The following is a 26,643-nucleotide window of genomic DNA, read 5'->3' on the forward strand; positions in this document are numbered from 1 at the left end:
GTGCACCGGGTGGTGCCGGACGGTGCGGCGACCACCGAGGGGCTGGCCCTCGCCCGACGCCTGGCCGCCGGCCCGACCGCCGCCTACGCCGAGGTCAAGGCGCTGCTTCGGCACACCGACGGCGCGAGCCCGGCCGACCTGCTCGAACGGGAGGCGGCGGCCCAGGAGCGGCTCGGCCGCACCGAGGACCACCGGGCGGCGGTGCGCGCCTTCCTGGCGGGCGACCGGCCCACCTTTGACGGACACTGACCCACTTGGGCCCGCTCGTGGGCCCCGACCCACCCGGGGCCCACGCGGGCCCGGCCTCGCCACACGATTGACCGAACGAACGGTCGGTAGGGAATTGTCGATGGTCACCCCACCCCCCACCACACCGCCTGCGGACGACGCGCCGCCGGATCTCGCCGACCACTTCGCGGCCACCCTCGCCAAGGACGACCGGATCGAACCCCGCGACTGGATGCCCGAGGGCTACCGCCGCACGCTGATCCGCCAGATCGCGCAGCACGCCCACTCCGAGATCATCGGCATGCAGCCCGAGGCCGAGTGGATCGCCCGCGCCCCGTCGTTGCGCCGCAAGGCGATCCTGCTCGCCAAGGTCCAGGACGAGGCCGGCCACGGGCTCTACCTGTACTCCGCGGCGGAAACCCTCGGCGCCGACCGCGCGGACCTGACCGCCCGGCTGATCGACGGCCGGCAGAAGTACTCCTCGATCTTCAACTACCCCACCCTGAACTACGCCGACGTCGGCGTCATCGGCTGGTTCGTGGACGGCGCGGCGATCTGCAACCAGGTGCCGCTGTGCCGCAGTTCGTACGGGCCCTACGCCCGGGCCATGGTGCGGGTGTGCAAGGAGGAATCCTTCCACCAGCGGCAGGGCTACGAGCAACTGTCCACGATGATGCGCGGCACGGACGCGCAACGCGCGATGGTGCAGGACGCCGTCGACCGCTGGTGGTGGCCCTCACTGATGATGTTCGGCCCGCCCGACGACAACTCGCCCAACTCGGCCCAGTCGATGGCCTGGAAGATCAAACGGCACAGCAACGACGAACTGCGCCAACGCTTCGTCGACATGACCGTGCCCCAGGCCCGCCACATCGGAGTGACCCTGCCCGATCCGGAGTTGACCTGGAACGCCGACCGCGGCCGACACGACTTCGGCACCCCCGACTGGGCCGAACTGCGGCGGGTGATCGGCGGCGACGGCCCCTGCAACGCACAACGGATCAGCCGTCGCAGGACGGCCCACGACGAAGGCAAGTGGGTACGCGAGGCAGCGAGCGCGTACGCGGCCAAGCAGACCACCCGGCAAGGAGCAGCCGCATGAACGACATCCGAACCGGCGCCGACTGGCCGCTCTACGAGGTGTTCGTGCGCGGCAAGCGCGGCCTCAACCACGTGCACGTCGGCTCCCTGCACGCCGCCGACGACCGGATGGCGCTGACCCACGCACGCGACCTGTACACCCGCCGCAACGAAGGCGTCAGCATCTGGGTGGTGCGCTCGCAACACATCACCGCGTCCACTCGGGACGAGAAGGACCCGTTCTTCGCGCCCAGTGCGGACAAGGTGTACCGCCACCCCACCTTCTACGACATCCCCGACGACGTCCCCCACATCTGAGGAGCAGGTCAATGCACGACGACCACCTCCCGCCCTCCCTCGCCGACGGGGACGGCGGCGACGCACGCTGGGCGTTCGGTACCGGCTTCGAGGACCCCCTGTACGGCGTCGACAGCACGTTGCCCGCGCACGTCGACGCCGCCGAACTCGCCGCGTGTTGCCTCGCCCTGGCCGACGACGCGCTGATCGGCGCCCAGCGGCTGGCCGAATGGACCACCCGCGCGCCCGAGCTCGAAGAGGAACTGGCCCTCGCCAACATCGCCCTGGACCTGCTCGGCCAGGCACGCCTGTTGTACGCGCGCTGCGGGCAGGTCGACGGCAGCGCACGCGACGAGGACGCCTACGCGTACTTCCGCGACGCGGCCGACTTCCGCAACGTACGACTGGCCGAACTCCCCAACGGCGACTTCGCGTTCACCATCGCCCGGCTGTTGCTGCTGTCCAGTTGGCGGCTCGCGCACTTCACCCGGCTCGCGAGCACGGCCGACCCGGTGCTCGCGGCCGTCGCCGCCAAGGGCGTCAAGGAACTGACCTACCACCGGCAGTACGCCGCCGAGTGGACCGTACGCCTCGGCGACGGCACCGAGGAATCGCGGCGCCGCATGCACGTCGCGCTCGGGCAAGTGGCCGCCTGGCTCCCCGAGTTGTACGAAGCGCACGACGCGCGCGAGGAGGTCGGGGCAGTGCTGGCCCAGGTGCTCGACGCCGTCGCGCTGACCCTGCCCGATGCCGCGCCGCCGCTCCCGGGGCACGGCAGAAACGGCGAGCACACCGAGCATCTGGCCCCACTCCTGGCCGAGTTGCAGGGGCTGGCCCGCGCACACCCGGGCGCGACCTGGTGACCGCGAACACCGCCGCGGACGTGCGCCGCGCCCGCCGGATCGCCGCCGAGGTACCCGACCCCGAACTGCCCGCGCTGACCCTGGCCGACCTCGGGGTGCTCCGCGACGTCGAGATCACCGCGGACGGCACGGTGGTCGCGGGCCTGACCCCGACCTACTCCGGCTGCCCGGCGATGGCCGAGATGCGCGCCGAGGTCGCCGCCCGCCTGCGCGCGGCGGGCTTCGCCCGGGTCGAGATCCGGACCGTGCTCGACCCGCCGTGGAGCACCGACCGGATCACCCCCGCCGGGCGCCGCAAGCTGACCCGCTACGGCATCGCCCCGCCGGGCGCCGCACCCCGGCCCGGCACCGGGTCGGTCCCGCTGGACCTGCTGCCGACCCGCCGCCGGGTGCCCTGTCCGCACTGCGGCTCGGCGGACACCGAGGAGACCTCCCGCTTCGCCGCCGCGTCCTGTCGGGCCCTGCGGCGTTGCCTCGCGTGCCGCGAGCCGTTCGAGCACATGAAGGAGATCTGATGCAGGACCCGACGACGACGATCTCCGCCGCGCCGCCGCCCTCCCGCCGCCGCCCGAGCTTCCACCACCTGCGCGTCGCCGAGGTGCACCGGCTGTGCCCCGATGCCGCCGCGGTCGCCTTCGAGGTGCCCGACGAACTGGCCGACACCTTCGCCTTCGTGCCCGGCCAATCGCTCACGCTGCGCCGCGAGATCGACGGGACGGACGAACGCCGCACCTACTCGATCTGCTCCGCCGCCGGCACCCGGCCGCGGATCGGCGTCCGGGTGGTGCCCGGGGGCCTGTTCTCCTCCTGGCTCGTCAACGACATCCGGCCCGGCGATCGCGTCGAGGTGATGGCGCCGACCGGCACCTTCACCGCCGACGTGTCCGCCCCCGCCCACCACGTGCTGATCGCCGCGGGCTCCGGCATCACCCCGATGGTGTCCATCGCCGAGTCGGTGCTCGCCGCCCACCACGACTCGCGGGTCACCCTGCTCTACGGCAACCGCCGCACCGACACGGTGATGTTCGCCGACGAACTGGCCGACCTCAAGGACCTGTACCCGGCCCGCTTCGAACTCGCGCACGTGCTTTCCCGCGAACCCCGCGAGGCCGAGCTGCTCTCGGGTCGCCTCGACCACGACCGGCTGCTCGCCCTGATCGACGGCCTGGTCGACGCCGAGCGGGCCGACCACTGGTGGTTGTGCGGCCCGCACGGCATGATCCGCGACGCGCGGCGCGCCCTGGCCGGCCTCGGCGTGCCCGACGACCGGGTGCACCAGGAGTTGTTCTTCGCCGACGACACACCGCCGCCGGCGGTCCGGCACGAGGACGCGCCGGTGGATGGACCCGTCAGCCGGGTGACCGTCGTGTTGGACGGCCGCTCCACCGTCGCCGACCTGCCTCGCGAGAGCACCGTCCTGGACGCGGCGGGCCGACTGCGCCCGGACATGCCCTTCGCCTGCAAGGGCGGCGTGTGCGGCACCTGCCGCGCCTTGGTCCGCGACGGTGACGCGGACATGCGCCGCAACTACGCCCTCGACCCGGCGGAGATCGAGGCGGGCTACGTCCTGACCTGCCAGACGTACCCCGCCTCGGACACCCTCACCGTCGACTTCGACTGCTGAGCCGCCGGTCCGCGCACCAGGACCCGCCGGTACCGCCCGGGCGCCCGCCGGGGACCTCGAACTCCGCGATTCCGGCGCGGAGTCCGAGGTGCCGGCGGGCGCCCGGCGGTGCGTTACGGCGCCCGGCGGCGGGTGGCCGTGCGGGCCGGGGGGTGGGTCAGCAGGGGAGCACCAGGTCCACGGTGACCGGCCGCGCCGGCCACTGGTAGGACTCCACCGCGAAGCTGCCGTGCACCGTCGAACCGCACGGCACGGTGCCGCCGACGCCAAAGACGCTGATCGTCGAGTAGTGGAAGAGCGAGTCCTGGTTCACCGCGCCGAGCGAGACGCCGCCCACGTTGCCGGACAGCCGCAGGTTGAGCGACTGCGGCTGCCGGGGCGGACTGCCGGGCGACGGCGGACCGGCCAGCCCGACCTGGCCGAACAGGCGGACGTTGTCGCCGGCGACCTCGGCGCAGACCTTGGTCGACAGACCGGACTGGAGCCCGTAGGCGCCGCAGGTCACGGTGGGCGTCGGGGTGGGGTCGGCGCTCGCGACCGGTGCGGCGGCGATGATGCCCAGGCCGGCTATGCCGATCACTGCCGCGGTTGTCATGAATTTCATGGGAAGCCTCCACTGTTCGGGGCACCCGAAATGATGCCCACTTGATGAGGTGTGACATTTCACATCTCACATGGCACATCATTACATGACGATGGGTCGCCCGGCGGCCCCGAAGGGTGAACATCGGACGTGATTTGGGTTACATGGAGTTCCGCATGCATGACTTTCGGTCAGATCGGCACGCGGAACGCGGCCGGGCGCGCAACGAGTTCGGGCACGGACCGAGGTCAGGCGCGGGCCACCGACTGGGGGAAGGCGAACACCTGGTCCGGGTCGTAGCGTCGGGACACCGACTTCAGACGCGGCAGGTTCTCGCCGTAGTAGGCGGTGCCCCAGTCGGGCAGGTTCTCGTCGATGTAGTTGACGTACGCGCCCCCGGCGCCCAGGGCTGCCAGGCCGTCCCGGACTGCGTCGACCGCGGCGGTGGCGGCCTGCTTGCCGCCGGGTGTGGTGCTCGCGTAGATCTGCGCGGTGGCGAGCGCCGAGCGATGCGGGAAGGCCGTTGCGTCGGGGGCGAGTTGCGAGACGGCGCCGCCCATCGAGTCGAGCAGCAGGTCCATCCCGGTGCGGCCGACCATCAGTTGCACCACCCCCTGTGCGTCCAGCGGGGCGGTCAGCACCCGCGAGACCGCGACGAAGGCCGCTCGCGGCAACCGGCCGCCCTCGGACGTCGGATGGCACTGCGCGATGGTGTCGTTCGCGCAGCCGGCCATGTACTTCATCGTGTCCAGATAGCTCTTGCCCTGCACGCTGCGGGACGTCGGCTGGGTCCCGGCGGCGGCGATCAGTCGGTCCAGGAGCGGGTTCAGTTCGTCGGCGGTCCCCACGTGGCACCCGCCGACCCGGGCGGTCGGCGCCGCGCCGCCGGAGACCACGCAGTTCGACCACAGTTCGGGCGGCGCGTCCGCGACCCACCCCTGCCACGCGCCGATCACCGAGGCGGCCGCGCCGGCCGGGAAGCGCAGCGCGAACACGGTGAGCGCGGGGGCCGGTTCGGTGCTGAAGGTGAATTCGGTGACCACCCCGAAGTTGCCACCGCCTCCGCCGCGCAGTGCCCAGTAAAGGTCCGGCTCGGAGCACTCGGAGGCGGTGAGCACCCGGGAGTCGGCGGTGACCACCTGCGCCGAGACCAGCCGGTCGCAGGTCAGTCCGTACTTGCGGGTCAACACCCCGATCCCGCCGCCCAGGGCGAGTCCGCCGATCCCCACCGTCGGGCAGGAGCCGGCCGGCATCAGTCGCCCGGCCTGCGCCAACGCCGCGTAGACCTCGATCAGCCGGGCCCCCGCGCCCACTCGCACCGTCCCGTCGGACCGCACCCGGACCCCGGCCATCGGCCGCAGGTCCAGCACCAGCCCGTCGTTCGGCACGCTGTAGCCGAGGTAGCTGTGCCCGCCGCTGCGCGCGGCGATCGGCACCCCGTGTCCGCGGGCCGCGTCCAGGCAGATCCGCACGTCCGCCGCCGAGTTGCAGCGGGCCACCGCCGCCGGCAGTTGATCGTCGTACAGCTCGTTGAAGCCGAGCCGGGCGACGTCGTAGCCCTGGTCCGCCGGCAGCAGCAGCCGCCCGTCGAGCCGCGCCTTCAGCGCCGACCAGTCCGGCGGCTCGGGGGCGGCGAACCCGCCCGTCCGACGCCCGCCGTACGCCGGGAACACCGGCGCCACACCCCGCGCGATGCCGCCGGCGGTCGCCCCCGTCACCGCCAACGCACCGCCGACTCCCAGAGCGGCCAGAAACGCCCGTCGATCGATCGTCATGTGCCCACTTCTCCCGGCGATTGATGCACGCCACGTGGCCGTCACATGACGCTGTGTCGCTGCCATCGTCACCCGGGGGTCGGCGCAAGTCGCGCCGGCTGCGTCCATCGGTGACGCAGGCGACATCCGTCCGTCTCTAGCAATTAACCGTGGCTATCTCCTAGGCTAGGTCCGTTGCTAACCGATGATGGGAGCTCAGGTGCGCACGTATCGGATCGCGGCGATCCCCGGCGACGGCATCGGTCGGGAGACCGTGTCGGCCGCTCGGCGGGTGCTCGACGTACTGTCCGCGACACACGGGTTCGAACTGGTGTGGACGGAGCACCCCTGGGGGTGCGCGTTCCATGCCGAGACCGGCGCGATGATGCCCGCCGACGGCATCGAACGACTGCGGGAGGCGGACGCGATCCTGCTCGGGGCGGTCGGCACGCCGGAGGTCCCCGACCATGTGTCGCTGTGGGGGTTGCTGATCCCGATCAGGCGGGAGTTCGACCAGTTCGTCTCGCTGCGCCCGGTGCGTTCGCTGCCCGGGGTGCGTGGGCCGCTGCGGGACGAGCGACCGTTCGACCTGGTGGTGGTGCGGGAGAACACCGAGGGCGAGTACGGCGAGATCGGCGGCCGGTTGTATCGCGGCCGTCCGCACGAGCTGGCAGTGCAGGAGGCGGTGTTCACCCGACTCGGCGTCGAGCGCATCGCCCGCTACGCCTTCGGGTTGGCCCGTACCCGCTCGGGCCGGGTGGCCTCGGCGACCAAGTCGAACGGCATCGTGCACACCATGCCGTTCTGGGACGAGGTGGTGGCCGAGGTCGCCGCCGACTTCCCCGACGTCGAGTTGACCTCGTACCACGTGGACGCGCTGGCCGCGCTGCTCGTCCTGGACCCCACCCGCTTCGACGTGATCGTCGCCTCCAACCTCTTCGGCGACATCCTCAGCGACCTGACCGCCGCCCTGGCCGGCAGCATCGGGGTGGCGCCCTGCGGCAACATCGACCCGACCCGGAGCGGGCCCTCGATGTTCGAGCCGATCCACGGCTCGGCACCGGACATCGTCGGCACCGGATCGGCCGACCCGATCGGTCAGATCTGGTCCGCCGCCCTGATGTTGGAACATCTCGGCGAGAAGGAGGCGGCCGACCGGCTCGTCCGGGCGCTGGACCGGGTGGTCGCGGCCGGCTCGGTCACCCCCGACCTGGGCGGCACGTTGTCGACGGACCAGGTGTGCGACGCCTTCATCGAGGAGCTGCGCCGGCCGGGGACGGACGGATGAGCGCGCCGGCACCCGGCCTGCGGCGGGTCGAGGCGTCGCGCGACGGGGTGCGGATCAACGCGTTCGTCGGGGGTGAGGGCCCGCCGGTCCTGCTGCTGCACGGCTACCCGCAGACCTCGACCATGTGGCACCGGGTCGCCCCGGAACTGGTCGCGGCGGGTCACACCGTCGTGCTGGCGGACCTGCGCGGCTACGGCGACAGCGACAAACCCGGCGACACCGCCGGGCACGAGCCGTACGGCAAGCGGGTGATGGCGGCCGATCAGGTGTCGCTGATGGAGTCGCTCGGCTTCGCGCGCTTCGCGGTCGTCGGCCACGATCGGGGTGCGCGGGTCGCCCACCGGATGGCGCTGGACGCTCCCGAACGGGTGCTTTCGGTGGCGGTGCTGGACGTGGTGCCGACGCTGCACATGTTCGAGAACGTGGACCGGACGATGGCGTCGGACTACTTCCACTGGTTCTTCCTGTCGTTGCCCTCCGACCTGCCCGAGCGGCTGATCCTGGCGGACCCCCTGACCTGGATTCGCAGCCGGTTCGCCGGTCGGCATGCCGGCGGCTCGGCGATCGACGCGGCGGCGATGGCCGAGTACGAACGCTGCTTCGACGCGGGCACGGTGCGTGCCTCGTGCGCCGACTACCGGGCCGCGGCCGGCATCGACCTGGTGCACGACCGGCTGGATCGCGAGCAGGGCCGGCGGGTCGAGGTCCCGCTGCTCGCGCTGTGGGGGGCGCGGAGCTACGTGGGCCGCAACTTCGACGTGGCCCGGGTCTGGCGGACCTACGCGCGACGGGTGGACGCGGTCTCCGTGCACGCCGACCACTACCTGGCCGAGGAAGCCCCCGATGCGGTGGCGCACGCCCTGACGTCGTTCTGGCAACACATCCGCACCCCCGAACCGGGAGAGTCCCGTTGAGCACCGTCCCCGAGGTCGATACCGGCCGTTCGTTGTCCCGGCTGCGCCGACTCGTCGAGTTGGAGACGCCGTCCGGCCACGTACCGGGACTGGACCCGCTGTACGAATTGTTGGCCTCGTGGTCCGACGGCCTCCTGGGTGAGCCGGAACGCGTCGTCCGGGACGGGGTGCCCCACCTGTACGTGCACGAGCGGGTGCGCGACCCGGCCGTCGCCCCGGTGTTGTTGCTCGGGCACGCCGACACGGTCTGGCCGCTCGGCACGCTCGCCGAGCGCCCGTTCACCGCGGTGGACGGGCGGGTGACCGGCCCGGGAGTGTTCGACATGAAGGCGGGGCTGGTGACGGCGCTGGACGCGCTGGAGCTGATCGGCGGCGCCGACGACGTGCGGATGCTGGTCACCGGGGACGAGGAGCGGGGCTCGCTCACCTCGCGCGCGTTGATCGAGGAGGCCGCCGCGGGTTGCCGGGCGGTGCTGGTACTGGAGCCCAGCCAGGACGGGGCCGTCAAGACCGCCCGCAAGGGTGTGGCGATGTACCGGGTGGGTGTGCGCGGACGCGCGGCCCACGCCGGCCTGGAGCCCGAGCTGGGAGTCAACGCCCTGGTCGAACTGGCACACCAGGTGCTCGCGATCAGCGTGCTCGGTGACCCCGGTCGCGGCACGACGGTCACCCCCACCGTCGGCGGCGCCGGCACCACGACCAACACCGTGCCCGAGTCCGCCTACGTCGACGTCGACGTACGGGCCTGGGAACGCGCGGAGTTGCTGCGGGTGGAGGAGGCGCTGAGCGCGCTGTGCCCGCGGCTGCCGGGGGCCCGGGTCGAACCGGCGGGCGGCATCAATCGGCCGCCGTTGGAACACGGCATGTCCCGAGGGCTGCTGCTGGCCGCGCGGCGACTGGCCCGGGAAGGGGGGCTGACCGCGATCGAGGAGGCCCGGGTCGGCGGTGGCTCGGACGGCAATTTCACCGCCGCGCTGGGCATTCCCACCCTGGACGGGCTCGGCCCGGCGGGCGGCGGGGCGCATGCCCGGCACGAGTGGCTGGACGCGGGCTCCCTGCCGGAGCGGGCGAGGCTGGTGGCCGGGTTGCTCCGGGAGGGGGCCGCGGCTCCGTCGAGCCGGTGACGGAGCGGGTCACCTCTCCTTCGGCGTGGACTCCTGCCGGGTGGACCGCCGGTTCCGGGCCTGTTCGGCGCGGGCCTCGATGGCGTCGAGGAACAGGTCCACGGCGGTGTCGAAGACCTTCGGGTCGCCGATGTCCAGGAGTTGTCCGCTCATCGCGGCGATCCGCGGATACTGCTCGGCCGGCACCCTGCGGTACTCCAGTTGCCAGGCCAGCGTGTCGCCGTCCCGGGTCTCCGGGTCCAACGCGAGCATGCCCGCCTCCATGCTGGACAGCGAGCGGATGACGTTGCCGAACACCCTCAGGTACATCGCCGCGTCCGCCTCGTCCAGACCGGCCCGCAGCAGCGCGTCCAGGGCGAACTCCACGTTGGCGAACTCGGTCGGCCTGCGGGTGGTGCGCGCAGCCATCTGCACGGCGAACTGCGGGTAGCGCAGGTAGTGCTCGTGGATGTAGCGGGCCGACGTGCGCAGGTCCTCGCGCCAGGAGTCGGTGGGCTTGAGCAACCCACCGTAGGAGCGGGCCCGGAGGTCGTCGATCAGTTCGAGGACCAACTGGTCCTTGTCGCGAAAGTGCCGGTAGAGCGACGTCGGGTGGGCGTTCACCTCCTTGGCCAGGGACTGGAACGTGAAGGCGTCGAGCCCGTCCCGCGCGGCGACCCGCTCGGCGGCCTCCAGGATGACCTGGCGGCTGAGCGTGTCACGCGGGAGCCGACGGCGTCCGGGGCCCGTGCTCTTGGCCGGTACGTCGGAGGTGTCCTCGGCTTTCGGGGCGTTCATGCGGGTCCTTCCTGGGGAGTCGGCGCCGGTGGGCGCCGGTGTACCGAGCCTGCCGGAGGCATGGCCACATTTCAAGTCAATCTCATTGGCTAACTACTAGCCTATGTGTATTGCTAAGCCGTTCACGTCTCCTTACCCTTGATCACCGAGTCCCGGGACATCCCGTGCAGGGAAGGTCGAACATGATGATTCATTCACGAAACGACCGCAGGCCGCCATCCGGCCCCAAAAGGCGGCGAACCCCGGTCGGAAGTGCCCTGGCGGCGCTCGCCGTTCTCGTCGCCACCGGATGCACGTCGGGCGCACCGGCGCTGGCGCCGGGGACGAACTCGATCCGCGACGTCCCGGTCAAGCAGGGCGGGAGCCTGGTGATCGGCGCCGAGCAGGAGCCGGACTGCGCCGACTGGATCTCCACCTGCGCCGGCTCCATCTGGGGCACCTACCTGATGCAGGCCCAGACCATCCCGCAGGTCTTCAAGGTCGTGCAGCAGGGGAACACCTGGGTCCCGGTCGCGTCCGACCTGATGGCCGCCACCCCCACCACCTCGGTGGCGGACGGACGGCAGACGATCACCTACACACTCAACCCCGCCGCGGTCTGGTCCGACGGGCAGCCGATCACCTCGGCGGACCTGAAGTACACCGCGTTGCAGATCCGCGACGGCAAGGACGTGTTCACCCAGACCGGCTACGACCTGATCGATTCGGTCGCCACGCCGGACCCGCGGACCGCGGTGGTCACGCTGAAATCCCCGTACGCCAACTGGCGGCAGTTGTTCGGCGCCGACTACGGAGTGTTGCCGGCGCACCTGCTCGACGGCAAGGACCGCAACGCGCTGATGAAGAACGGCTACACCTTCAGCGGCGGGCCCTGGAAGATCGCCTCCTGGGTTCGGGGCACCTCGGTCACCCTGGTCCCCAACGAGCGCTACTGGGGTCCCAAACCCCACCTGGACAAGGTGACGTTCCAGTTCACCACCGACACCGCCGCCGAATTCCAGGCATTCGCCAGCGGCCAGCTCGACGCCCTGTATCCGACGCCGCAACTCGACGTGTTGTCCCAGATCAACTCGCTCGGCGGCAGCGCCAACATGCAGGTGGAGACCCGTACCGGAAATCTCCAGGCGCTGTGGATGAACAACTCGACCTTCCCGTTCGACTCCCCGGCGGTCCGGCAGGCGCTGGCCTACTCGATCGACCGCGGCGCGATCGTGCACAAGCTGTTCGGCTCGCTGGGCGTGGCCGCGCCCGCGCAGAGCTTCCTGTCCCCGCTGGTATCCGCCTTCGCGAGCGAGGACTTCGCCGGCTATCGGCGCGACCCGGCCAAGGTGCAACAGATCATGACCGCCGCCGGGTGGGCCAAGAACGGCGACGGCATCTGGGCCAAGGACGGCCGCGCCGCGCAGTTCACCATCGTCTCCCTCGCGGGCAACCAGAGCCGCGAACTCACCGAACAGATCCTGCAGTCGCAACTACGGCAGGCCGGATTCAAGATGACGATCAAGAACACCAGCGCCGCGAACCTGTTCGGCAAGGTCGCCCCGGCCGGGGACTTCCAACTGGGGTTGTGGACGCTGACCGACACCTTCCCCGAGCCCACCCTGGACGCCACCCTCGCCTCGACGTCGATCCCCGGTGCCGTCGAGGGCAGTTCGGGCATCAACTTCATCCGCGCGAAGATTCCCGGCCTGGACGAACTGCTCGGCCGGGTACGCACCGAGGTCGACGAGACGGCCCGGATCCAGGCATCGCGCCAGGCGGAGAAGCTGATCGCCGAATCCGTACCGTCCCTGCCGCTGGGCGCCGTCCCCAACATCCTGCTGACCGGCAAGGGCGTCGGCGGCCCGATCAGCATCAACCCCGTCCAGGGCCCGTTCTGGAACCTCGCCGAATGGGGACTGGCGAAATGACCCGCGGCCGACTCCTCGCCGAGGACTTCCCATGTTGAGATACACGCTGCGCCGACTGGCGTACTCGCTGCCCGTGATGGTGATCGCCTCCTTCATCCTGTTCTGGGCGGTCCGGGCCACCTTCGATCCGCTCGCCAAGCTGCGCCAGTCGACCGACCCCGGCGCGCTGCACCGACAGACGGAACTGCTCGGCCTGGACCGATCGGTGCCCGAGCAATACCTGCTGTGGATGAAGGCCTTCGTCACCGGCGACTGGGGCACCAGCACCAGGACCGGCGGCGCGGTGTTGCCGATGATCGGATCCGCGCTCGAAGTCACCCTGCAACTGATGTTCTGGGGCGTGCTGTTCGCCGCCGTGATCGCGCTCGGCATCGGGATCTACTCGGCGGCCCGGCAGTACTCCGCCGGAGACTACGTACTCACCGGGCTCTCCTATGTGGGCATCGCGATGCCCGCGTTCTGGCTCGGCCTGGTCCTGATCCAAGTGCTGGCGGTGTGGCCCAGGCAGCAGTTCGGCCTGAGCGAACCCCCGCTGTACTTCGTCGGATTGCACTCGGTCGGTCGAACCGGGATCAACCTCGACTACTTCCGGCACCTCGCGCTTCCCGTCGTCACGCTGACCGTCGGCCTGGTCGCCAGTTGGTCCCGGTTCAGCCGGACCGCGATGCTCGACGCCCTCGCCAGTGACTACGTGCGCACCGCCCGGGCCAAGGGCGTGCCACGCCGGCGGATCCTGTTCCGGCACGCCCTGCGCAACGCGCTCGCCCCCTTCGTGACCGTCGTGGCACTGGACGCCGCCGCCCTGGTCGGCGGCCTGGTCGTCACCGAACAGATCTACGCGATCCCCGGCATGGGCCGGCTCTTCCTGAGCTCGATCCTGGCCGGCGACGTGTTCGTGCTGATCCCGTGGATGCTCGTGGTGGCCGTCGCGGTGATCGTCTTCAACCTGCTGGCGGACGTGACCTACGCGCTCCTGGACCCGAGGGTGGCCCTGCGATGACCGACTCCGCCGCGGCCCGGATCGTCGCCTCCGCGCCACCCACCGCCCCGTCGCCCGCACCGGCCCGGGACAAGCCCCGGCACCGGATCGTGCTGGAGCGATTCCTGCGCCACCGGCCGGCCGTCGTGGGCCTGTTGATCCTGACCGCGTTGGCGATCTCCTGCTTCGGCGCGTCCTGGATCGCCCCCTTCCCGCACAACCGGCAGGACCTCCTGCTGGGCGCCCAACAGCCCTCCTCGGCCCACTGGTTGGGCACCGACTCGCTCGGCCGCGACTACCTCAGCGAACTGCTGTTCGCCGGTCGGGTCTCGTTGGCGATCGGCATCTGCGTCGCCCTGTTGTCCACCGTCGTCGGCACGGCCGTCGGCGCGATCGCCGGCTTCGTCGGCGGCTGGGCCGACGAGGTGATCATGCGGGTGACCGACCTGTTCCTGATCGTGCCCGCGATCGCCGTCCTGGCCGTGGCGCTGGAGTCGCTGGGCCCCTCACCGGTGACCATCGTGCTGGTGCTGGCCGCGCTGGGCTGGACGATGATCGCCCGAGTGGTGCGCGCCCAGGTGCTCACCCTGCGCAACAAGGAGTTCATCCAGGCCGCCCGGGTCATCGGTGCCTCGAACCCGCGCATCGTCGTGCGACACCTGCTGCCCAACCTGACCGGCGTCATCGCCGTCAACGTCTCGCTGGCGGTCGCCTCCGCGATCATCCTCGAATCCACCACCAGCTTCCTGGGGTTCGGCATCCAACCGCCCCAGTCGAGCTGGGGCAACATGCTCAGCCAGGCCGCCGGACTGATCGGCACCTCGCAGGCCTACCTGCTCTACGTACCGGGCCTGGCGATCCTGATCACCGTGCTGGCCGTCAACTTCGTCGGCGACGGCCTGCGCGACGCCTTCGACCCGCAAGGAAGGCAATGATGAGCACCGACGCGTCCCCCGTGTTGTCCGTACGCGACCTCACCGTCACCTACCGGACCGACTCCGGGCCGGTGACCGCCGTCGAACGCCTGTCCTTCGACGTGGCCCCCGGCGAGACCCTGGGCATCGTCGGCGAGTCCGGCTCCGGCAAGAGCGCCGCCACCATGGCGATCATGGGCCTGCTCCCGCGCAACGCGACCGCCCGGGGATCGGTGCTCTTCGGCGGACGGGAACTGCTCGACCTCTCCGACCGGGAACTGCGGGCGGTCCGCGGCAACCGGATCGCGGTGGTCTTCCAGGACGCGCTCGCCGCGCTCAACCCGATGATGACCATCGGCGCGCAGGTGGCCGAGGCGGTCTCGGTGCACGACGCGAGCCAGGGACGCCGGGCCCTGCGCGAGCGCACCGTCGACCTGCTGGACCTGGTCGGCATCGCCTCCCCGCGCGACCGCGTCGACCAGTACCCGCACGAACTCTCCGGCGGCATGCGCCAGCGCGTGATGATCGCGATGGGCATCGCCAACGACCCCGCGCTGCTGATCGCCGACGAGCCGACCACCGCGCTGGACGTGACCGTACAGGCGCAGGTCCTGGACGTGATCGAACGGGTGCAGGACCGCACCGACACCGCGGTCCTGCTGATCACCCACGACCTGGGCGTGGTGGCCGGCATCGCCGACCGGGTGATGGTCATGTACTGCGGACGCAAGCTGGAGGAAAGCCCGGTCGACGCGCTGTTCCACCACCCCGCCCACCCGTACACGACCGGGCTCCTGGGCGCGCTGCCGCGCATCGATCGGCGCGCCGCCCGCCTGGTGCAGATCCCCGGCCAGCCCCCGCTGCCCACCGAACGCCCCACCGGATGCCCGTTCCAGCCCCGCTGCGCGCACGCGGTCCCGGCGGTCTGCGGCGAAGTCGATCCGGCACCCCTGGCCGTCGACACCACGCACACCACGGCGTGCGTGCGGTTCCACGAGATTGAGAGCGTGACGCGATGAGCACGACCGCGGTGGACGTCACCGGGCTGGTGGCCGAATACCGGACCGGACGCGGCCGCAAGTCCGCCGTCGTACAGGCCGTCTCCGGCGTGGACTTCGCCATCGCCCGCGGTCGAACCCTGGGCCTGGTCGGCGAGACCGGCTGCGGCAAGAGCACCCTCGGCCGCTGTCTGGTCCGCCTGGTCACCCCGGCCGGCGGCCGGGTCCTGCTCGACGGCACCGACATCGCCACCGCGAACCGACGGACCCTGGCGGACCTGCGCCGCCGGGTGCAACTCGTCTTCCAGGACCCCTACTCCTCGCTCAACCCGCAGATGAGCGTGCAGGCCATCCTCGCCGAGCCACTGCGCATCCACGGCCTGCACCCCAAACGCGAACGCGAGCGGGTGCACGAACTGCTGGGCCTGGTCGGCCTGGACCCCGCGCACGCGCACCGCTTCCCGCACCAGTTCTCCGGCGGACAACGACAGCGGATCGGGATCGCCCGGGCGCTGGCCGTGGAACCGGAGGTGCTGGTCCTGGACGAACCGGTGAGCGCACTGGACGTCAGTGTGCAGGCCGGCGTGGTCAACCTGCTGGAGGACCTCCAGGAACGGCTCGGACTGACCTACCTGTTCATCGCGCACGACCTGTCCGTGGTCCGCCAGATCAGCGACGAGGTGGCCGTGATGTACCTCGGCCGGATCGTCGAACACGCGCCGGTGGACTCGCTGTTCGAGTCGGCGCGACACCCCTACACGCAGGCGCTGCTGTCCGCCGTGCCCATTCCCGACCCACGCATCCAGCGCACCCGCAAGCGGATCGTGCTGGAGGGCGACATACCCAGCCCGCTGGCACCGCCCTCCGGCTGCCGATTCCGCACCCGCTGCTGGAAGGCACAAAGCGTGTGCGCGGAGGAGACCCCGCCCCTCGTCGAGACGGGCGACGGACACCTGACCGCCTGTCACTTCGCCGAAGTCCTGCCGCGACCGGACACCGCCGACACCCCCGAGAGGATCGCCCCATGACCGCCTCCTGGCACCCCTACTTCAGCACCGATCGCATCCTGTCCATGCGCCGCGGCCGCGGAGAGCGCGATCTGTGCCTGGTGGTCCGGGACACCGAGCACGGCCAGACCCTCGGTCGCCGGGACATGGTGCGGGGCATCGACCTGCCGCTGCCGGGCGACGTCGGCGACCCGGGGGAGGCGGTGCTCAGCGCGGACGGCGAGTGGGTGCTGAGCCTGCACGACGACAACGGCTCGGAGGTCGGACACGTGTGGGCCACCGCCGTGGACGGCGGCGACCGCCGCGACCTGACCCCCACCCTGCACCCCTACACGCTCCGGGGCATCGACACCGCCCGACAGGGCGACGCCGTGGTGATCACCGCCGCCGCCCCCGACGGGTTCGGTCTCTGGCACGTGCACAACTCCCGGACGCCCGCGCCCAGGCTGCTCTTCACCTCGCCGCACGAGGCGTGGAACGGACTGATCTCCGCCGACGGGCGCCTGGCCAGCGTGGACACCACCGACCACAACCCCGGAGTACGCCGCTTCGCGGTCACCGTGGTCGCCACCGACAGCGGGAAGGTGCTGGGCAGCCTCACCGACGGGCCGGCGGAGCCCGTGCGGGCGGTGCGGTTCTCCCCGGTCGTCGGCGACGGCCGGCTGCTGGTGTCCACCGAGCGCACCGGCTTCGCCCGCCCGTGCGTCTGGGACCCCGCCGACGGCAGCCGGATCGACGTGGACGCCCCGCACCTGAACGGCGACCTGGTGGCGCTGGACTGGTCCGACGACGGCGCCCGGATCCTGCTGGTCCTGGTCGACGAGGGCCTGCACCACGTACTGGAGTTCGACCTGCACAGCCGGGCGCTCACGGTGGTCGGGCATCCGGCCGGGGCCTACTTCGAGCCCGATGTGGCCTCGGCCCAACTCCACCAGTGGGCCTCGCACTACGCCGCCGACGGACGCGTCCGGCTGCTCCGGCAGCGCTTCGACCAGCCGCTGAGCGTGCTGCACGTCGAACGCTCGACCGGGGAGATCGTCCCGGCCGATCCGCCGACCCCGCCGGTATCGGGCGTCGGCGCCGACTCGCACACCGTGCACTCCGCCGACGGCACTCCCCTGCAACTGTGGGTGTGCCGACCCCCGGACGCGCAAGGGCCGCGGCCGCTGGTGCTGAACCTGCACGGCGGCCCGAACCTGGTGTCCGTCGACGCGTACAACCCGCAGGCCCAGGCGTGGGCCGCCTCGGGGGTGGCGTACGCGTCCTTGAACTACCGGGGTTCGGTCACCTTCGGTCGGCGGTTCCGCGAAGGGTTCCTGGGCTCGATCGGAGACCGGGAACTGGAGGACATCGAGGCGGCGGTGCAGCGGTTGATCGCCGACGGGGTGGCCGAGGCGGGCAGCATCTTCGTCACCGGCGCGTCCTACGGCGGCTTCCTGTCCCTGTTGTCCGTCGGCCGATTGCCCGAACTCTTCGCCGGGGCGCTGGCGTTCGTGCCGATGGCGGACTGGGTGACCGCCTACGGCGACATGAATCCGGCGCTGCGCGCGGCGTGGAAGGCGTTCTTCGGAGCGGGCCCCGACCTCGACCCGGACCGCTACCGGCGCTCCTCGCCGATCACGTATGTCGATGCGGTCCGCGCACCCGTGTGGATCTCGCAGGCCACCCACGACACCCGCACGCCGCCCAAGCAGGCGTACGCCTACGCGCAGGCGCTGCAGGACGCGGGCGGGGACGTGTGCCTGGACTGGTTCAGCGGGGGCCACGAGACCAGCAGCCGCGAACTGGAGATCCACGACCAGCAGCGGATGATGGACCTGGTCGAGGCCGCGCTGCGCGGTGAGTCCTGGTCCCGGGGGCCGGTCGAACCGCCGGCCGGGCCAAGCCCCGCATGACCCGGGACCCGTTCGTCCCGCAACCGCGCGACCCGGTTCCCGGCGCCGTCGACGCCGCCGGCGAACCGGGTGGTCGGCCCGGCGGGATGCCGCCGCCGCATGTGCTGCTCGCGCCGGACAAGTTCAAGGGCTCGCTCGGCGCCGCGGCCGTGGCCCGGCATCTCGCGGCCGGGCTGCGCCGGGCCCGCCCGGGTCTGTGGGTGACCGTGCTGCCCGTCGCCGACGGCGGCGAGGGCACCGTCGACGCGCTGGTGCACTGCGGCTTCCGACGCCGCGTGGTCGGCGTCGGCGGGCCCACCGGTCGGCCCGTTCGCGCCTGCTACGCCCAACGCGGGAGCACGGCCGTGGTCGAACTCGCCCAGAGTTCCGGACTGGCGTTGTTGCCCGGCCACGTCCCGGCGCCGCTCACCGCGAGCAGCCGAGGCGCCGGCGAGGTGGTGCGCGGGGCGCTGGACACCGGTGCGCGCACCATCGTGCTGGGGCTGGGCGGCAGCGCTTGCACCGACGGGGGAGTGGGCCTGCTCGGCGCGCTGGGGGCGCGGTTCACCGACGCGGACGGGCGACCGGTGGCCGACGGTGGCGCGGCCCTGCGCGACCTCGCCCACGCCGACCTGTCCGGTCTCGATCCGCGGCTGGCGGCCACCGAGTTCGTGGTCGCCACCGACGTTGACGCGCCCCTATTGGGGCCCGGCGGGGCGGCGGCGCTGTACGGGCCGCAGAAGGGCGCCGGGCCCGAGGACGTCGCCGTGCTGGAGGCCGGGCTCGGCCGCCTGCTGGAGGTGCTGGCGTCGACCGTGGGTCCGCCTGCCGGGCGCATCGCGGCCGCGCCGGGCGCGGGGGCCGCCGGCGGCACCGGCTTCGGCGCCCTGGTCGCGCTGGGGGCGCGCCGCCGGCTCGGCGTCGACGTCGTCCTGGACGCGGTGGGGATCGACCAGGAACTGCGCGCGGCGACCCTGGTCGTCACCGGTGAGGGCGCGATGGACCTGCAGACCCTCCAGGGCAAGGCCCCGCTGGGCGTGGCCCGGCGCGCGCGGCGGCACGGGGTCCCGGTGGTCGCCGTGTGCGGACGCCTGGACCTGACCCGCGATCAGCTCGCCGCGGCCGGGTTCCGCGCCGGCTACCCGCTGAGCAGCCTCGAACCGGACCCGGAACGGTCGATCGCCGCAGCCGCCCCGCTGCTGGAGGCGCTGGGGCAACTGATCGTCCGCGAGCACCTGCCCGACCTCCCGCCGCCGAGGGCCGGGGCGCGGTAGCGGCCGAGCCGGGTCCGGCCGTACCCGGTGGGGCCGTTCACGCGCGTTCGTCCGGCGTGGGGCCGTTCCCGGTCGTTCACCGTCGGTCGCCCGAGCCCGGCTCGGGCCGGGAGGCGTCGGAAGCCCGGCCGGCGCGGGCGACGACCGCGGCCCGCGCGTCGGCGCCGATCAGGTCGATGTTGATCGCCGCCGCGGCCTGCACCCCCGATGCCGCGGCGGCCGGGACCGGGGCCATCAGGTCCGTGACGTTGCCCGCCGCCCACACACCGTCGACCCCGGTGAACCCGCCCGGTTCGGTGACCAGTTGGCCGCCGATCCCCATCGGGTGCTCGGTCACCGCGAGGCCCGCGTCGGCGAGGAAGCCGGCGCGCGCCACGAACCGGGGCGCCACCACCAGGGCGTCCACCGCGACCGACCGGCCCGAGGCCAGGCGCACGCCCGCCAACCGGTCCCGGTCGTCGACCTCCAGCGCACCGACCGTGCCGTCGACCACGTCGATGCCCAGGGCGGCCAACTGCTCCCACTGCTCCTCGGTCGGGTCGCCGCCGGAGTGCAGGAACAGCGTCACCTCCGGCGACAACTGCCGGAACATCAGCGCCTGGTGGAACGCCGCCGGCCCGGTGGCCAGCACGCCGACCGCGCCGTCGCGCACTTCCCAGCCGTGGCAGTACGGGCAGTGCAACACGTCGCGCCCCCACCGCTCGGCGAGCCCGGGGATCGCGGGCAGTTCGTCCACCAGTCCCGTGGTCACCAGCACCCGCCGGGCCTGCGCACGGCCGCCGTCCTCGGTGGTCACCACCAGCTCCGCGCCCTCGCGCCGCAGGCCCGAGACGCGGCCGGACTCGACCCGCCCACCATAGGAGAGGACCTCCTCGCGCCCCAGCCGCAGCAGCTCCAGCGGCGCGATCCCGTCCCGTGACAGGAGGTTGTGCGTCGCGGCGGCGGGCGCGTTGCGCGGCTCGCCCGCGTCGATCACCAGCACCGAGCGGCGCACCCGCGCCAGGGTCAGCGCGGCCGACAGCCCGGCCACCCCACCCCCGACCACCACGACGTCCCACACTTCGTCACTCGCCTGCACCCACGTGTTCTCGCTCATGTCGACCACCCTGCGAGCACGCCGGCCATACGGCAAACATTCATGCCGTTTCGGCAATATGGGGGCGGGCCGGGGTGGCTACTTCTCGACCCCCAGGCCCCGCCAGCCGCGGTCGAGGAGATCGAAGGCGTGGTCGGTGGCCACGACCGCGTCGATCCGGCCCGGACCGATCTGCGGGGCGCGCAAGGCGAAGTGCGCGAGCGCGGCGCAGTCCGGGTCGTCCTCGGGTCGTCCCGTCTCCTCGGCGATGGCCCGGGCCAGGGCGGCTTCGTGGCGTAGCCACATACGCTCGCCGTATTCACGCAACGCCGGTGTCCGCTCCACCAGTTCGACGAACTCCGCGAAGTCGGCGTCGGTGTCGCCGGACTTGAGCCGGTATCTCAGGGCGTGCTCGCGAAGCGCCGCCGGGATCGATCGGCCCGCGGGGCGCTCGCGCACGGCGGCCAGCAGTCGGGCCTCGTCGTTCGCGTCCTCGTCGAAGACGAGTGCCTCCTTGCCGGCGAAGTGCTTGAACAACGTCGTGGTGGACACGTCGGCCGCCTCGGCGATGTCGCGGATGCCGACGCGGTCGTAGCCGTGTTCGAGGAACAGCCGCAACGCGGCGTCCGCGAGCGCCTGCCGGGTGGCGGCCTTCTTGCGCTCGCGCCGGCCCGTCGGCGGGTGTGCTGTGCTCGGGGGTGTCGGCTCGGCCGTCGTGTCGCCCATGGTCGAGACCCTACTCTTGGTTGTGCGACTCAAAAAGTTGGCCGGTTGCTCTTTTCTGTGACACGGGTTTCCCCGTCGCGGTGGACGGTACGTTGCCCTATCCGCCCAGGCACCGGCTCGACCGGGGATGGCTCGGCGAGTTCGCCACCTGACGCGGGGTCGGCCGAGCGCGCGCTCCGGTCGGAGCGGCGGTTTCGAGCCGACCGAGGACGTCGAGGGGAGCACGTTCCCGATCGGCTCGGGCAACTGCCTTGCCCGGTAAACAATTTCCTTGAAAGTTAATGGTCTAGTCCACTTTGGTCCAGACCATTGACTTCTGTGCGTGCCGGGCTGTCTCATACCCCATGCCGCCGTGCCACGCGAATCGGCGGTCCGTCCCCAATTACAGTCTGGACGCACATGCGACTCTTGCGTACGTTACGAGCGGCCGTCGCCGCAACGGTCACCGCCGCCGCGGCCGTGACCTTCACCGCGCTCGGAGCCGGCCCCGCCCAGGCCGCGACTCCGTTGCCCTCGCACGTCTTCGCCCCCTACTTCGAGGCGTGGACCGGGGACAGCCCGGCCGCGCTGGCCGCCCAGTCCGGTGCCAAGCACCTGACCATGGCGTTCCTGCAGACGGCCACCAAGGGCTCCTGCACGGCGTACTGGAACGGCGACAGCGGCATGCCGATCGCCCAGTCCACGTTCGGCGCCGACATCAAGACCATCCAGGCCAACGGCGGGGACGTGATCCCCTCCTTCGGCGGCTACACCGCGGACACCACCGGCACCGAGATCGCGGACAGTTGTACCGATGTCAACCAGATCGCCGAGGTCTACAAGAAGGTCATCACGACCTACGAGATCTCCCGCCTGGACATGGACATCGAGATCGACGCGCTGGACAACACGGCCGGCATCGACCGCCGCAACAAGGCGATCAAGCTGGTCCAGGACTGGGCCGCGAGCAACGGGCGCAAGATCGAGATCTCCTACACGCTGCCCACCACCACCAGCGGCCTGGCCCCCAACGGCGTGGCCCTGCTGCGCAACGCGGTGAGCAACGGTACGAAGGTCGACGTCGTCAACCTGATGACGTTCGACTACTACGACAACGCCACGCACAACATGGCCAACGACACCGAGACCGCGGCCCAGGGCCTGTACAACACCCTGGCCCAGCTCTACCCGAGCAAGACCCCCGCCCAATTGTGGGCGATGGTCGGCGTCACCGAGATGATCGGTGTCGACGACTTCGGGCCGGCCGAGACCTTCACCCTGGCCAACGCCACCCAGGTCTACAACTGGGCCGTGTCCAAGGGCATCAACACCCTCTCGTTCTGGGCCCTCCAGCGCGACAACGGCAACTGCCCGAACCAGCCGGCCGCGGACAACTGCTCCGGCATCGCCCAGAACACCTGGGACTTCAGCCACATTTTCGAGCCCTTCACGGGCGGCACCACCACCCCGACCAACGACTTCTCGGTCAAGGCGACTCCCGCCGCCGGGTCCGTCGTCGCGGGCTCCTCGACCACCTCGACCATCTCGACCGCGGTGACGGCCGGTGCCGCGCAGACGGTGAGCCTGACCGTCAGCGGCGCCCCGGCGGGCGTCACCGCCTCGCTCAGTCCCACCTCGGTGACGGCGGGCGGTTCCTCCACGCTCACCGTCAACACCACCGCGGCGACCGTCTCGGGCACCTACAACCTCACCGTGACCGGGACCGCCGCCTCCGGCGGTCACAGCGCGACCTACGCCCTGACCGTCACCGGCGGCAACGGCCACACGTGCACGGCCCCGGCCTGGGCGTCCGGCACGATCTACACCGGTGGCCAGCAGGTCTCGCACCAGGGTCACAACTGGAAGGCCAAGTGGTGGACGACGGGTGAGACACCCGGCACCACCGGCCAATGGGGCGTCTGGCAGGACCTCGGCGCCTGCTGAAGCCGTCGTCCCTGATCGGCGACCCGCGTCGAACACGGTGCTGCCCGGCAGGTCACCTGCCGGGCAGCACCCGCGTTGCGGATCGGTTACAGGCCGCGGGCCAGATGCTCGGTGAGCAACCGGGTGAAGCGGGCCGGGTCGGGCAGGTCGCCGCCCTCGGCCAACAGCGCGCCGCCGTAGACCAGTTCGACGATCTCCGCGAGCGCCGGGTCGTCGGCGTTCGCCTCGTGCGCCGAGCGCAGCCCGGTGATCAGCGGGTGGGTCGGGTTGAGCTCCAGGATGCGCTTGACCGAGGGCATCTCCTGCCCCATCGCCCGGTACATCTTCTCCAGCGTCGGGGTCATGTCGTGCGCGTCGCCGACGATGCACGCCGCCGACGTGGTCAGTCGCGACGACAGCCGGACCTGCTTCACCTGCTCGGACAGGGTCGTGGTCAACCACGGCAGCAGCGCGGCGAAGTCCTGCTCGCGCTTGGCCTTCTCGGAGCCGGCCTCCGCGTCGTCGGCGGCCGGCTCGTCCAGGTCGACCTGACCCTTGGCGATCGACTGGAGGCGCCGGCCGTCGAAGGCCGGGACCTGGTCGACCCAGACCTCGTCGACCGGGTCGGTCAGGATCAGCACCTCGTACCCCTTGGCCGCGAACGCCTCCATGTGCGGGGAGTTCTCCACCATCGCGCGGGTCTCGCCGGTCAGGTAGTAGATCGCGTCCTGGCCGTCCTTCATGCGCTCGACGTACGCGCGCAGCGTGGTGGGCTGCTCCGGGTCGTGCGTGGAGGCGGCCGACACCAACTCCAACAGGGCCTCGGTGTTGTCGGCGTCCTCCAGCAGGCCCTCCTTCAGCGCCCGACCGAACTGGGCCCACAACCGCGCGTAGCGCTCGCCGTCCTTGGCCTGCATGTCCTTGATCGCGCCGAGGACCTTCTTGACCAGGCGCCGACGCACCCCGCGGATCTGCCGGTCCTGCTGGAGGATCTCGCGGGAGATGTTCAGCGACAGGTCGTGGGCGTCCACGACACCCTTGACGAAGCGCAGGTAGTTGGGCATCAGCGCTTCGCAGTCGTCCATGATGAACACGCGCTTGACGTACAACTGCACGCCGCTCTTGGACTCGCGCGAGAACAGGTCGAACGGTGCCTGTGCGGGGATGAACAGCAGCGCCTCGTACTCGAAGTTGCCCTCGGCACGCATGTGGATGGTCTCGGCCGGGTCGAGCCCGCCGTGGCTGATCTGCTTGTAGAACTCGTGGTACTCGGCCTCGGTCACCTCGCTGCGCGGCCGGGCCCACAGCGCCTTCATCGAGTTGAGCGTGTCGACCCCGTGCGTGGTGACGCCGTCGGCCTCGGTGCGCACGGTGGGCATCCGGATCGGCCAGCGGATGAAGTCCGAATACTGCTTGACGATCTGCCGGATCTTCCAGTCGGCCAGATAGTCGGCCAGCCCGTCCTCGCTGTCCGCTGCCTTGAGGTGCAGGGTGACCGAGGTACCCACGGGCAGGCCGTCGACGGCCTGGATCTCGTAGGTGCCCTCGCCGTCGGACTCCCACCGGGTGCCGGCGTCGGTGCCGGCCCGCCGGGTGCGCAGGGTGACCTTGTCCGCGACCATGAAGGCCGAGTAGAAGCCGACGCCGAACTGGCCGATCAGGTGCTGCGTCGCGGCGGCGTCCTGGGCCTCCTTGGCTTCCTTGATCTTCTCCAGCAGGCCGGCGGTACCGGACTTGGCGATGGTGCCGATCAGGTCCACGATGTCGTCGCGGCTCATGCCGATGCCGTTGTCGCGAACGGTCAGCGTGCGGGCGTCCTTGTCGACCTCCAAGGCGATGTGCAGGTCCGAGGTGTCGACCTCCAGATCGGAGTCGATCAGGGACTCCAGCCGCAACTTGTCCAGTGCGTCGGAGGCGTTCGAGATCAGCTCGCGCAGGAAGATGTCCTTGTTCGAGTAGATCGAGTGGATCACCAACTGGAGCAACTGACGGGTCTCGGCCTGGAATTCCAGTGTTTCGACGCTGCTACCCACCCTGGGGTCTCCTCATCTCCTCGGCGACGCCGGGTTGTGTCGTCTTGGCGACGACACTTTATGGCGGAGCGCACAGGCACGTCCAAGCGACCCGGCCGGCGCGTTCAGGGTCGGGGCTCGTCGTGGTCGCAGTCGGCCGGGTCGGCGGACAACAGGTCTTCGGCGGCGCCTTCGAGGGCCGCGGCGGTCTCGATGGAGCGGGGGAGCATGGTCTTCTCGTAGCCGCGGACGGCGTCCCCGACGGTGGCGGCCCGCGCGAGGGCGAGGGCGAGTTCGGTGGCGTCGAGCATGGCGAGGTTGACGCCGACACCGAGCGGTGGCATCAGGTGGGCGGCGTCGCCGAGCAGGGTCACCGTCGGGCTGTGCTCCCAGGCGTGCGGAACCGGGAGGGCGAAGAGCGGGCGGTCGACGTAGCGGCCGTCGTTGTCGGTGATCATCCGGCGCATCCGGGGCGACCAGTGGGCGAACTCGTCGAGGAGCAGGGCGCGGATGCCGCCGGTGTCGTCGGTGCCGAGGCCGTTGTCGGTGATCCAGTCGACCGGGCCGCGTCGAATGAGGTGCACGCGGATGTGGTTTCCGCTGTTGCGCTGTGCGAACAAGCCGCGTTCGCCGTCGGCCGCGGCGGCGCCGCCCGGACCGACCAGCGCGGCGATCTCGGGGTGTCGGTGGTCGACATCGTCGAACCAGGCTTCCAGGAAGCTCACTCCGGTGTAGGCGGGGACGGCGCGGGACACTGCCGGGCGTACTCGGGAGAAGGCGCCGTCGGCCCCGACGACCAGATCGCTCTCGACGGTGGTGCCGTCGGCGAAGTGCAACTGCCGAGGCCCGTCGGCGGGTCCGCCGATCGTGTCGAGGGTGTGGCCCCAGCGCACGGTTCCCGGTTCGAGCGACTCCAGGAGCAGGTCGCGCAGTTGGCCGCGGTCGATCTCCGGCTTGAACAGCTCGTCGGCCGCCGGGACATGGCGGAACGTGGTGCGGCCGGTCGGGTCCAGTCGGCGCATCTCCTGCCCCTCCGGGCGGGCGAGCCGGAAGAACTCGTCGAGCAGGCCCGCTTCGCGCAGGGCGATCTGGCCGTTGTCGGCGTGCAGGTCGAGGGTGCCCCCCTGGTTGCGCGTGTCGGGGCCGGGATCGCGGTCGTACACGGTGACCGCGATGCCGTGCCGCTGGAGGATTCGGGCGCAGGTGAGCCCGCCGGGCCCGGCGCCGATGATGCCGATCCGAGCGTGGGCGACTGCTGGGGAATTCATGGTGGTGCTGCCTCTCCGGTGGGGGCGATCGTTCGATGCCCTCAGAAAAGCAGATCGAATATAAAAGTGCAACAAGACAACTTAGTCATCGGTGCAACCAATGGCTGTGCTCGAATCGCCGGCGCCGGCGCCGGCGTGTGGCGGGTGAGTCGTGGGGATAGGCCCACCCCTG

General features: G+C 71.4%; 24 protein-coding genes. 17 read left to right on the top strand and 7 right to left on the bottom strand.

Annotated elements, in window-relative coordinates; translation table 11 throughout:
* From ACFXMF_RS33800 to paaE, 6 genes are all read left to right on the top strand, one after another.
* A partial coding sequence (locus ACFXMF_RS33800; protein WP_380020948.1) for an enoyl-CoA hydratase/isomerase family protein occupies positions 1–249 on the top strand: 249 nt, incomplete at its 5' end.
* 100 nt (positions 250–349) lie between these two features.
* Positions 350–1,330 (top strand): 1,2-phenylacetyl-CoA epoxidase subunit PaaA, encoded by a 981-nt coding sequence (paaA, locus tag ACFXMF_RS33805; protein ID WP_360306678.1) that lies wholly within the window; start codon positions 350–352, stop codon positions 1,328–1,330.
* Positions 1,327–1,626, top strand: coding sequence for a 1,2-phenylacetyl-CoA epoxidase subunit PaaB (gene paaB, locus ACFXMF_RS33810; RefSeq protein ID WP_360306681.1), 300 nt, complete (start codon positions 1,327–1,329; stop codon positions 1,624–1,626). Before paaA ends, paaB begins: the two co-directional genes overlap by 4 nt.
* An 11-nt stretch (positions 1,627–1,637) precedes the next feature.
* On the top strand, positions 1,638–2,468 hold the full coding sequence (gene paaC, locus ACFXMF_RS33815; RefSeq protein WP_379992696.1) for a 1,2-phenylacetyl-CoA epoxidase subunit PaaC: 831 nt from the start codon (positions 1,638–1,640) through the stop codon (positions 2,466–2,468).
* A complete protein-coding gene (gene paaD, locus ACFXMF_RS33820) occupies positions 2,462–2,983 on the top strand; it encodes a 1,2-phenylacetyl-CoA epoxidase subunit PaaD (protein ID WP_360307175.1) in 522 nt (173 codons plus the stop codon). Before paaC ends, paaD begins: the two co-directional genes overlap by 7 nt.
* A complete protein-coding gene (gene paaE / locus ACFXMF_RS33825; protein WP_360306687.1) occupies positions 2,983–4,092 on the top strand; it encodes a 1,2-phenylacetyl-CoA epoxidase subunit PaaE in 1,110 nt (369 codons plus the stop codon). The genes paaD and paaE overlap by 1 nt, the downstream gene beginning before the upstream one ends.
* 157 nt (positions 4,093–4,249) lie before the next feature.
* Here the strand turns inward: paaE and ACFXMF_RS33830 are convergent, their stop codons facing one another.
* Together ACFXMF_RS33830 and ACFXMF_RS33835 are read right to left on the bottom strand one after the other, a co-directional pair.
* A complete protein-coding gene (locus tag ACFXMF_RS33830) occupies positions 4,250–4,687 on the bottom strand; it encodes a hypothetical protein (protein ID WP_379990675.1) in 438 nt (145 codons plus the stop codon).
* Positions 4,688–4,923: 236 nt separating this feature from the next.
* Positions 4,924–6,450, bottom strand: coding sequence for an FAD-binding oxidoreductase (locus ACFXMF_RS33835; RefSeq protein WP_379990674.1), 1,527 nt, complete (start codon positions 6,448–6,450; stop codon positions 4,924–4,926).
* Positions 6,451–6,649: 199 nt separating this feature from the next.
* On the opposite strand from ACFXMF_RS33835, the gene ACFXMF_RS33840 reads away from it, so the two are divergent.
* The 3 genes from ACFXMF_RS33840 to ACFXMF_RS33850 are packed head-to-tail and all read left to right on the top strand — an operon-like array spanning position 6,650 to position 9,755.
* On the top strand, positions 6,650–7,717 hold the full coding sequence (locus ACFXMF_RS33840; RefSeq protein WP_379990673.1) for a tartrate dehydrogenase: 1,068 nt from the start codon (positions 6,650–6,652) through the stop codon (positions 7,715–7,717).
* Positions 7,714–8,631: an alpha/beta hydrolase gene (locus tag ACFXMF_RS33845; protein ID WP_360306699.1), complete on the top strand. Its 918-nt coding sequence runs from the start codon at positions 7,714–7,716 to the stop codon at positions 8,629–8,631. Before ACFXMF_RS33840 ends, ACFXMF_RS33845 begins: the two co-directional genes overlap by 4 nt.
* Positions 8,628–9,755, top strand: coding sequence for a M20 family metallopeptidase (locus ACFXMF_RS33850; protein WP_360306702.1), 1,128 nt, complete (start codon positions 8,628–8,630; stop codon positions 9,753–9,755). The genes ACFXMF_RS33845 and ACFXMF_RS33850 overlap by 4 nt, the downstream gene beginning before the upstream one ends.
* A gap of 9 nt (positions 9,756–9,764) precedes the next feature.
* Here the strand turns inward: ACFXMF_RS33850 and ACFXMF_RS33855 are convergent, their stop codons facing one another.
* Entirely contained in the window at positions 9,765–10,532 is a 768-nt protein-coding gene (locus ACFXMF_RS33855) for a TetR/AcrR family transcriptional regulator (protein WP_360306705.1), read from the bottom strand.
* Between the two features lie 185 nt (positions 10,533–10,717).
* Between ACFXMF_RS33855 and ACFXMF_RS33860 the strand changes: the two genes are divergently transcribed.
* The 7 genes from ACFXMF_RS33860 to ACFXMF_RS33890 all read left to right on the top strand — a co-directional run bounded on the left by ACFXMF_RS33860 (position 10,718) and on the right by ACFXMF_RS33890 (position 19,488).
* Positions 10,718–12,442, top strand: coding sequence for a peptide ABC transporter substrate-binding protein (locus tag ACFXMF_RS33860; RefSeq protein ID WP_379990672.1), 1,725 nt, complete (start codon positions 10,718–10,720; stop codon positions 12,440–12,442).
* Between the two features lie 31 nt (positions 12,443–12,473).
* Positions 12,474–13,442, top strand: a complete 969-nt coding sequence (locus tag ACFXMF_RS33865; RefSeq protein WP_360306711.1) for an ABC transporter permease — start codon at positions 12,474–12,476, stop codon at positions 13,440–13,442.
* The gene (locus ACFXMF_RS33870) at positions 13,439–14,356 is read left to right on the top strand and encodes an ABC transporter permease (RefSeq protein ID WP_379990671.1); all 918 of its coding nucleotides are present in this window, start codon (positions 13,439–13,441) and stop codon (positions 14,354–14,356) included. Before ACFXMF_RS33865 ends, ACFXMF_RS33870 begins: the two co-directional genes overlap by 4 nt.
* Entirely contained in the window at positions 14,356–15,354 is a 999-nt protein-coding gene (locus ACFXMF_RS33875; protein ID WP_379990670.1) for an ABC transporter ATP-binding protein, read from the top strand. The genes ACFXMF_RS33870 and ACFXMF_RS33875 overlap by 1 nt, the downstream gene beginning before the upstream one ends.
* A complete protein-coding gene (locus ACFXMF_RS33880; protein WP_379990669.1) occupies positions 15,351–16,361 on the top strand; it encodes an ABC transporter ATP-binding protein in 1,011 nt (336 codons plus the stop codon). The genes ACFXMF_RS33875 and ACFXMF_RS33880 overlap by 4 nt, the downstream gene beginning before the upstream one ends.
* A complete protein-coding gene (locus ACFXMF_RS33885; protein ID WP_379990667.1) occupies positions 16,358–18,235 on the top strand; it encodes a S9 family peptidase in 1,878 nt (625 codons plus the stop codon). Before ACFXMF_RS33880 ends, ACFXMF_RS33885 begins: the two co-directional genes overlap by 4 nt.
* 86 nt (positions 18,236–18,321) lie before the next feature.
* Positions 18,322–19,488, top strand: coding sequence for a glycerate kinase (locus ACFXMF_RS33890; protein ID WP_360307178.1), 1,167 nt, complete (start codon positions 18,322–18,324; stop codon positions 19,486–19,488).
* A 76-nt stretch (positions 19,489–19,564) separates the two neighbouring features.
* Here ACFXMF_RS33890 and ACFXMF_RS33895 read toward each other — a convergent pair whose 3' ends face one another.
* Positions 19,565–20,584 (bottom strand): NAD(P)/FAD-dependent oxidoreductase, encoded by a 1,020-nt coding sequence (locus ACFXMF_RS33895; RefSeq protein ID WP_379990665.1) that lies wholly within the window; start codon positions 20,582–20,584, stop codon positions 19,565–19,567.
* Between the two features lie 78 nt (positions 20,585–20,662).
* Positions 20,663–21,289, bottom strand: coding sequence for a TetR/AcrR family transcriptional regulator (locus tag ACFXMF_RS33900; protein ID WP_379990664.1), 627 nt, complete (start codon positions 21,287–21,289; stop codon positions 20,663–20,665).
* A gap of 399 nt (positions 21,290–21,688) precedes the next feature.
* Between ACFXMF_RS33900 and ACFXMF_RS33905 the strand changes: the two genes are divergently transcribed.
* A complete protein-coding gene (locus ACFXMF_RS33905; RefSeq protein ID WP_360306732.1) occupies positions 21,689–23,212 on the top strand; it encodes a chitinase in 1,524 nt (507 codons plus the stop codon).
* An 86-nt stretch (positions 23,213–23,298) separates the two neighbouring features.
* On the opposite strand, the gene htpG is transcribed toward ACFXMF_RS33905, so the two are convergent.
* Both htpG and ACFXMF_RS33915 read right to left on the bottom strand, forming a co-directional pair.
* Entirely contained in the window at positions 23,299–25,224 is a 1,926-nt protein-coding gene (gene htpG, locus ACFXMF_RS33910; RefSeq protein WP_379991587.1) for a molecular chaperone HtpG, read from the bottom strand.
* A 104-nt stretch (positions 25,225–25,328) separates the two neighbouring features.
* Positions 25,329–26,471 (bottom strand): FAD-dependent monooxygenase, encoded by a 1,143-nt coding sequence (locus ACFXMF_RS33915; protein ID WP_360306738.1) that lies wholly within the window; start codon positions 26,469–26,471, stop codon positions 25,329–25,331.
* Positions 26,472–26,643: the final 172 nt, after the last annotated feature.

Origin of the sequence: Embleya sp. NPDC059213 (assembly GCF_042754445.1) — a bacterium.
Taxonomy (GTDB): Bacteria; Actinomycetota; Actinomycetes; order Streptomycetales; family Streptomycetaceae; genus Embleya.

Coding starts and splice junctions, on each gene's coding strand:
- paaA (WP_360306678.1), top strand. CDS start 350: ATGGTCACCCCACCCCCCACCACACCGCCTGCGGACGACGCGCCGCCG.
- paaB (WP_360306681.1), top strand. CDS start 1,327: ATGAACGACATCCGAACCGGCGCCGACTGGCCGCTCTACGAGGTGTTC.
- paaC (WP_379992696.1), top strand. CDS start 1,638: ATGCACGACGACCACCTCCCGCCCTCCCTCGCCGACGGGGACGGCGGC.
- paaE (WP_360306687.1), top strand. CDS start 2,983: ATGCAGGACCCGACGACGACGATCTCCGCCGCGCCGCCGCCCTCCCGC.
- ACFXMF_RS33830 (WP_379990675.1), bottom strand. CDS start 4,687: ATGACAACCGCGGCAGTGATCGGCATAGCCGGCCTGGGCATCATCGCC.
- ACFXMF_RS33835 (WP_379990674.1), bottom strand. CDS start 6,450: ATGACGATCGATCGACGGGCGTTTCTGGCCGCTCTGGGAGTCGGCGGT.
- ACFXMF_RS33845 (WP_360306699.1), top strand. CDS start 7,714: ATGAGCGCGCCGGCACCCGGCCTGCGGCGGGTCGAGGCGTCGCGCGAC.
- ACFXMF_RS33855 (WP_360306705.1), bottom strand. CDS start 10,532: ATGAACGCCCCGAAAGCCGAGGACACCTCCGACGTACCGGCCAAGAGC.
- ACFXMF_RS33860 (WP_379990672.1), top strand. CDS start 10,718: ATGATTCATTCACGAAACGACCGCAGGCCGCCATCCGGCCCCAAAAGG.
- ACFXMF_RS33865 (WP_360306711.1), top strand. CDS start 12,474: ATGTTGAGATACACGCTGCGCCGACTGGCGTACTCGCTGCCCGTGATG.
- ACFXMF_RS33870 (WP_379990671.1), top strand. CDS start 13,439: ATGACCGACTCCGCCGCGGCCCGGATCGTCGCCTCCGCGCCACCCACC.
- ACFXMF_RS33875 (WP_379990670.1), top strand. CDS start 14,356: ATGAGCACCGACGCGTCCCCCGTGTTGTCCGTACGCGACCTCACCGTC.
- ACFXMF_RS33880 (WP_379990669.1), top strand. CDS start 15,351: ATGAGCACGACCGCGGTGGACGTCACCGGGCTGGTGGCCGAATACCGG.
- ACFXMF_RS33885 (WP_379990667.1), top strand. CDS start 16,358: ATGACCGCCTCCTGGCACCCCTACTTCAGCACCGATCGCATCCTGTCC.
- ACFXMF_RS33890 (WP_360307178.1), top strand. CDS start 18,322: ATGCCGCCGCCGCATGTGCTGCTCGCGCCGGACAAGTTCAAGGGCTCG.
- ACFXMF_RS33895 (WP_379990665.1), bottom strand. CDS start 20,584: ATGAGCGAGAACACGTGGGTGCAGGCGAGTGACGAAGTGTGGGACGTC.
- ACFXMF_RS33900 (WP_379990664.1), bottom strand. CDS start 21,289: ATGGGCGACACGACGGCCGAGCCGACACCCCCGAGCACAGCACACCCG.
- ACFXMF_RS33905 (WP_360306732.1), top strand. CDS start 21,689: ATGCGACTCTTGCGTACGTTACGAGCGGCCGTCGCCGCAACGGTCACC.
- ACFXMF_RS33915 (WP_360306738.1), bottom strand. CDS start 26,471: ATGAATTCCCCAGCAGTCGCCCACGCTCGGATCGGCATCATCGGCGCC.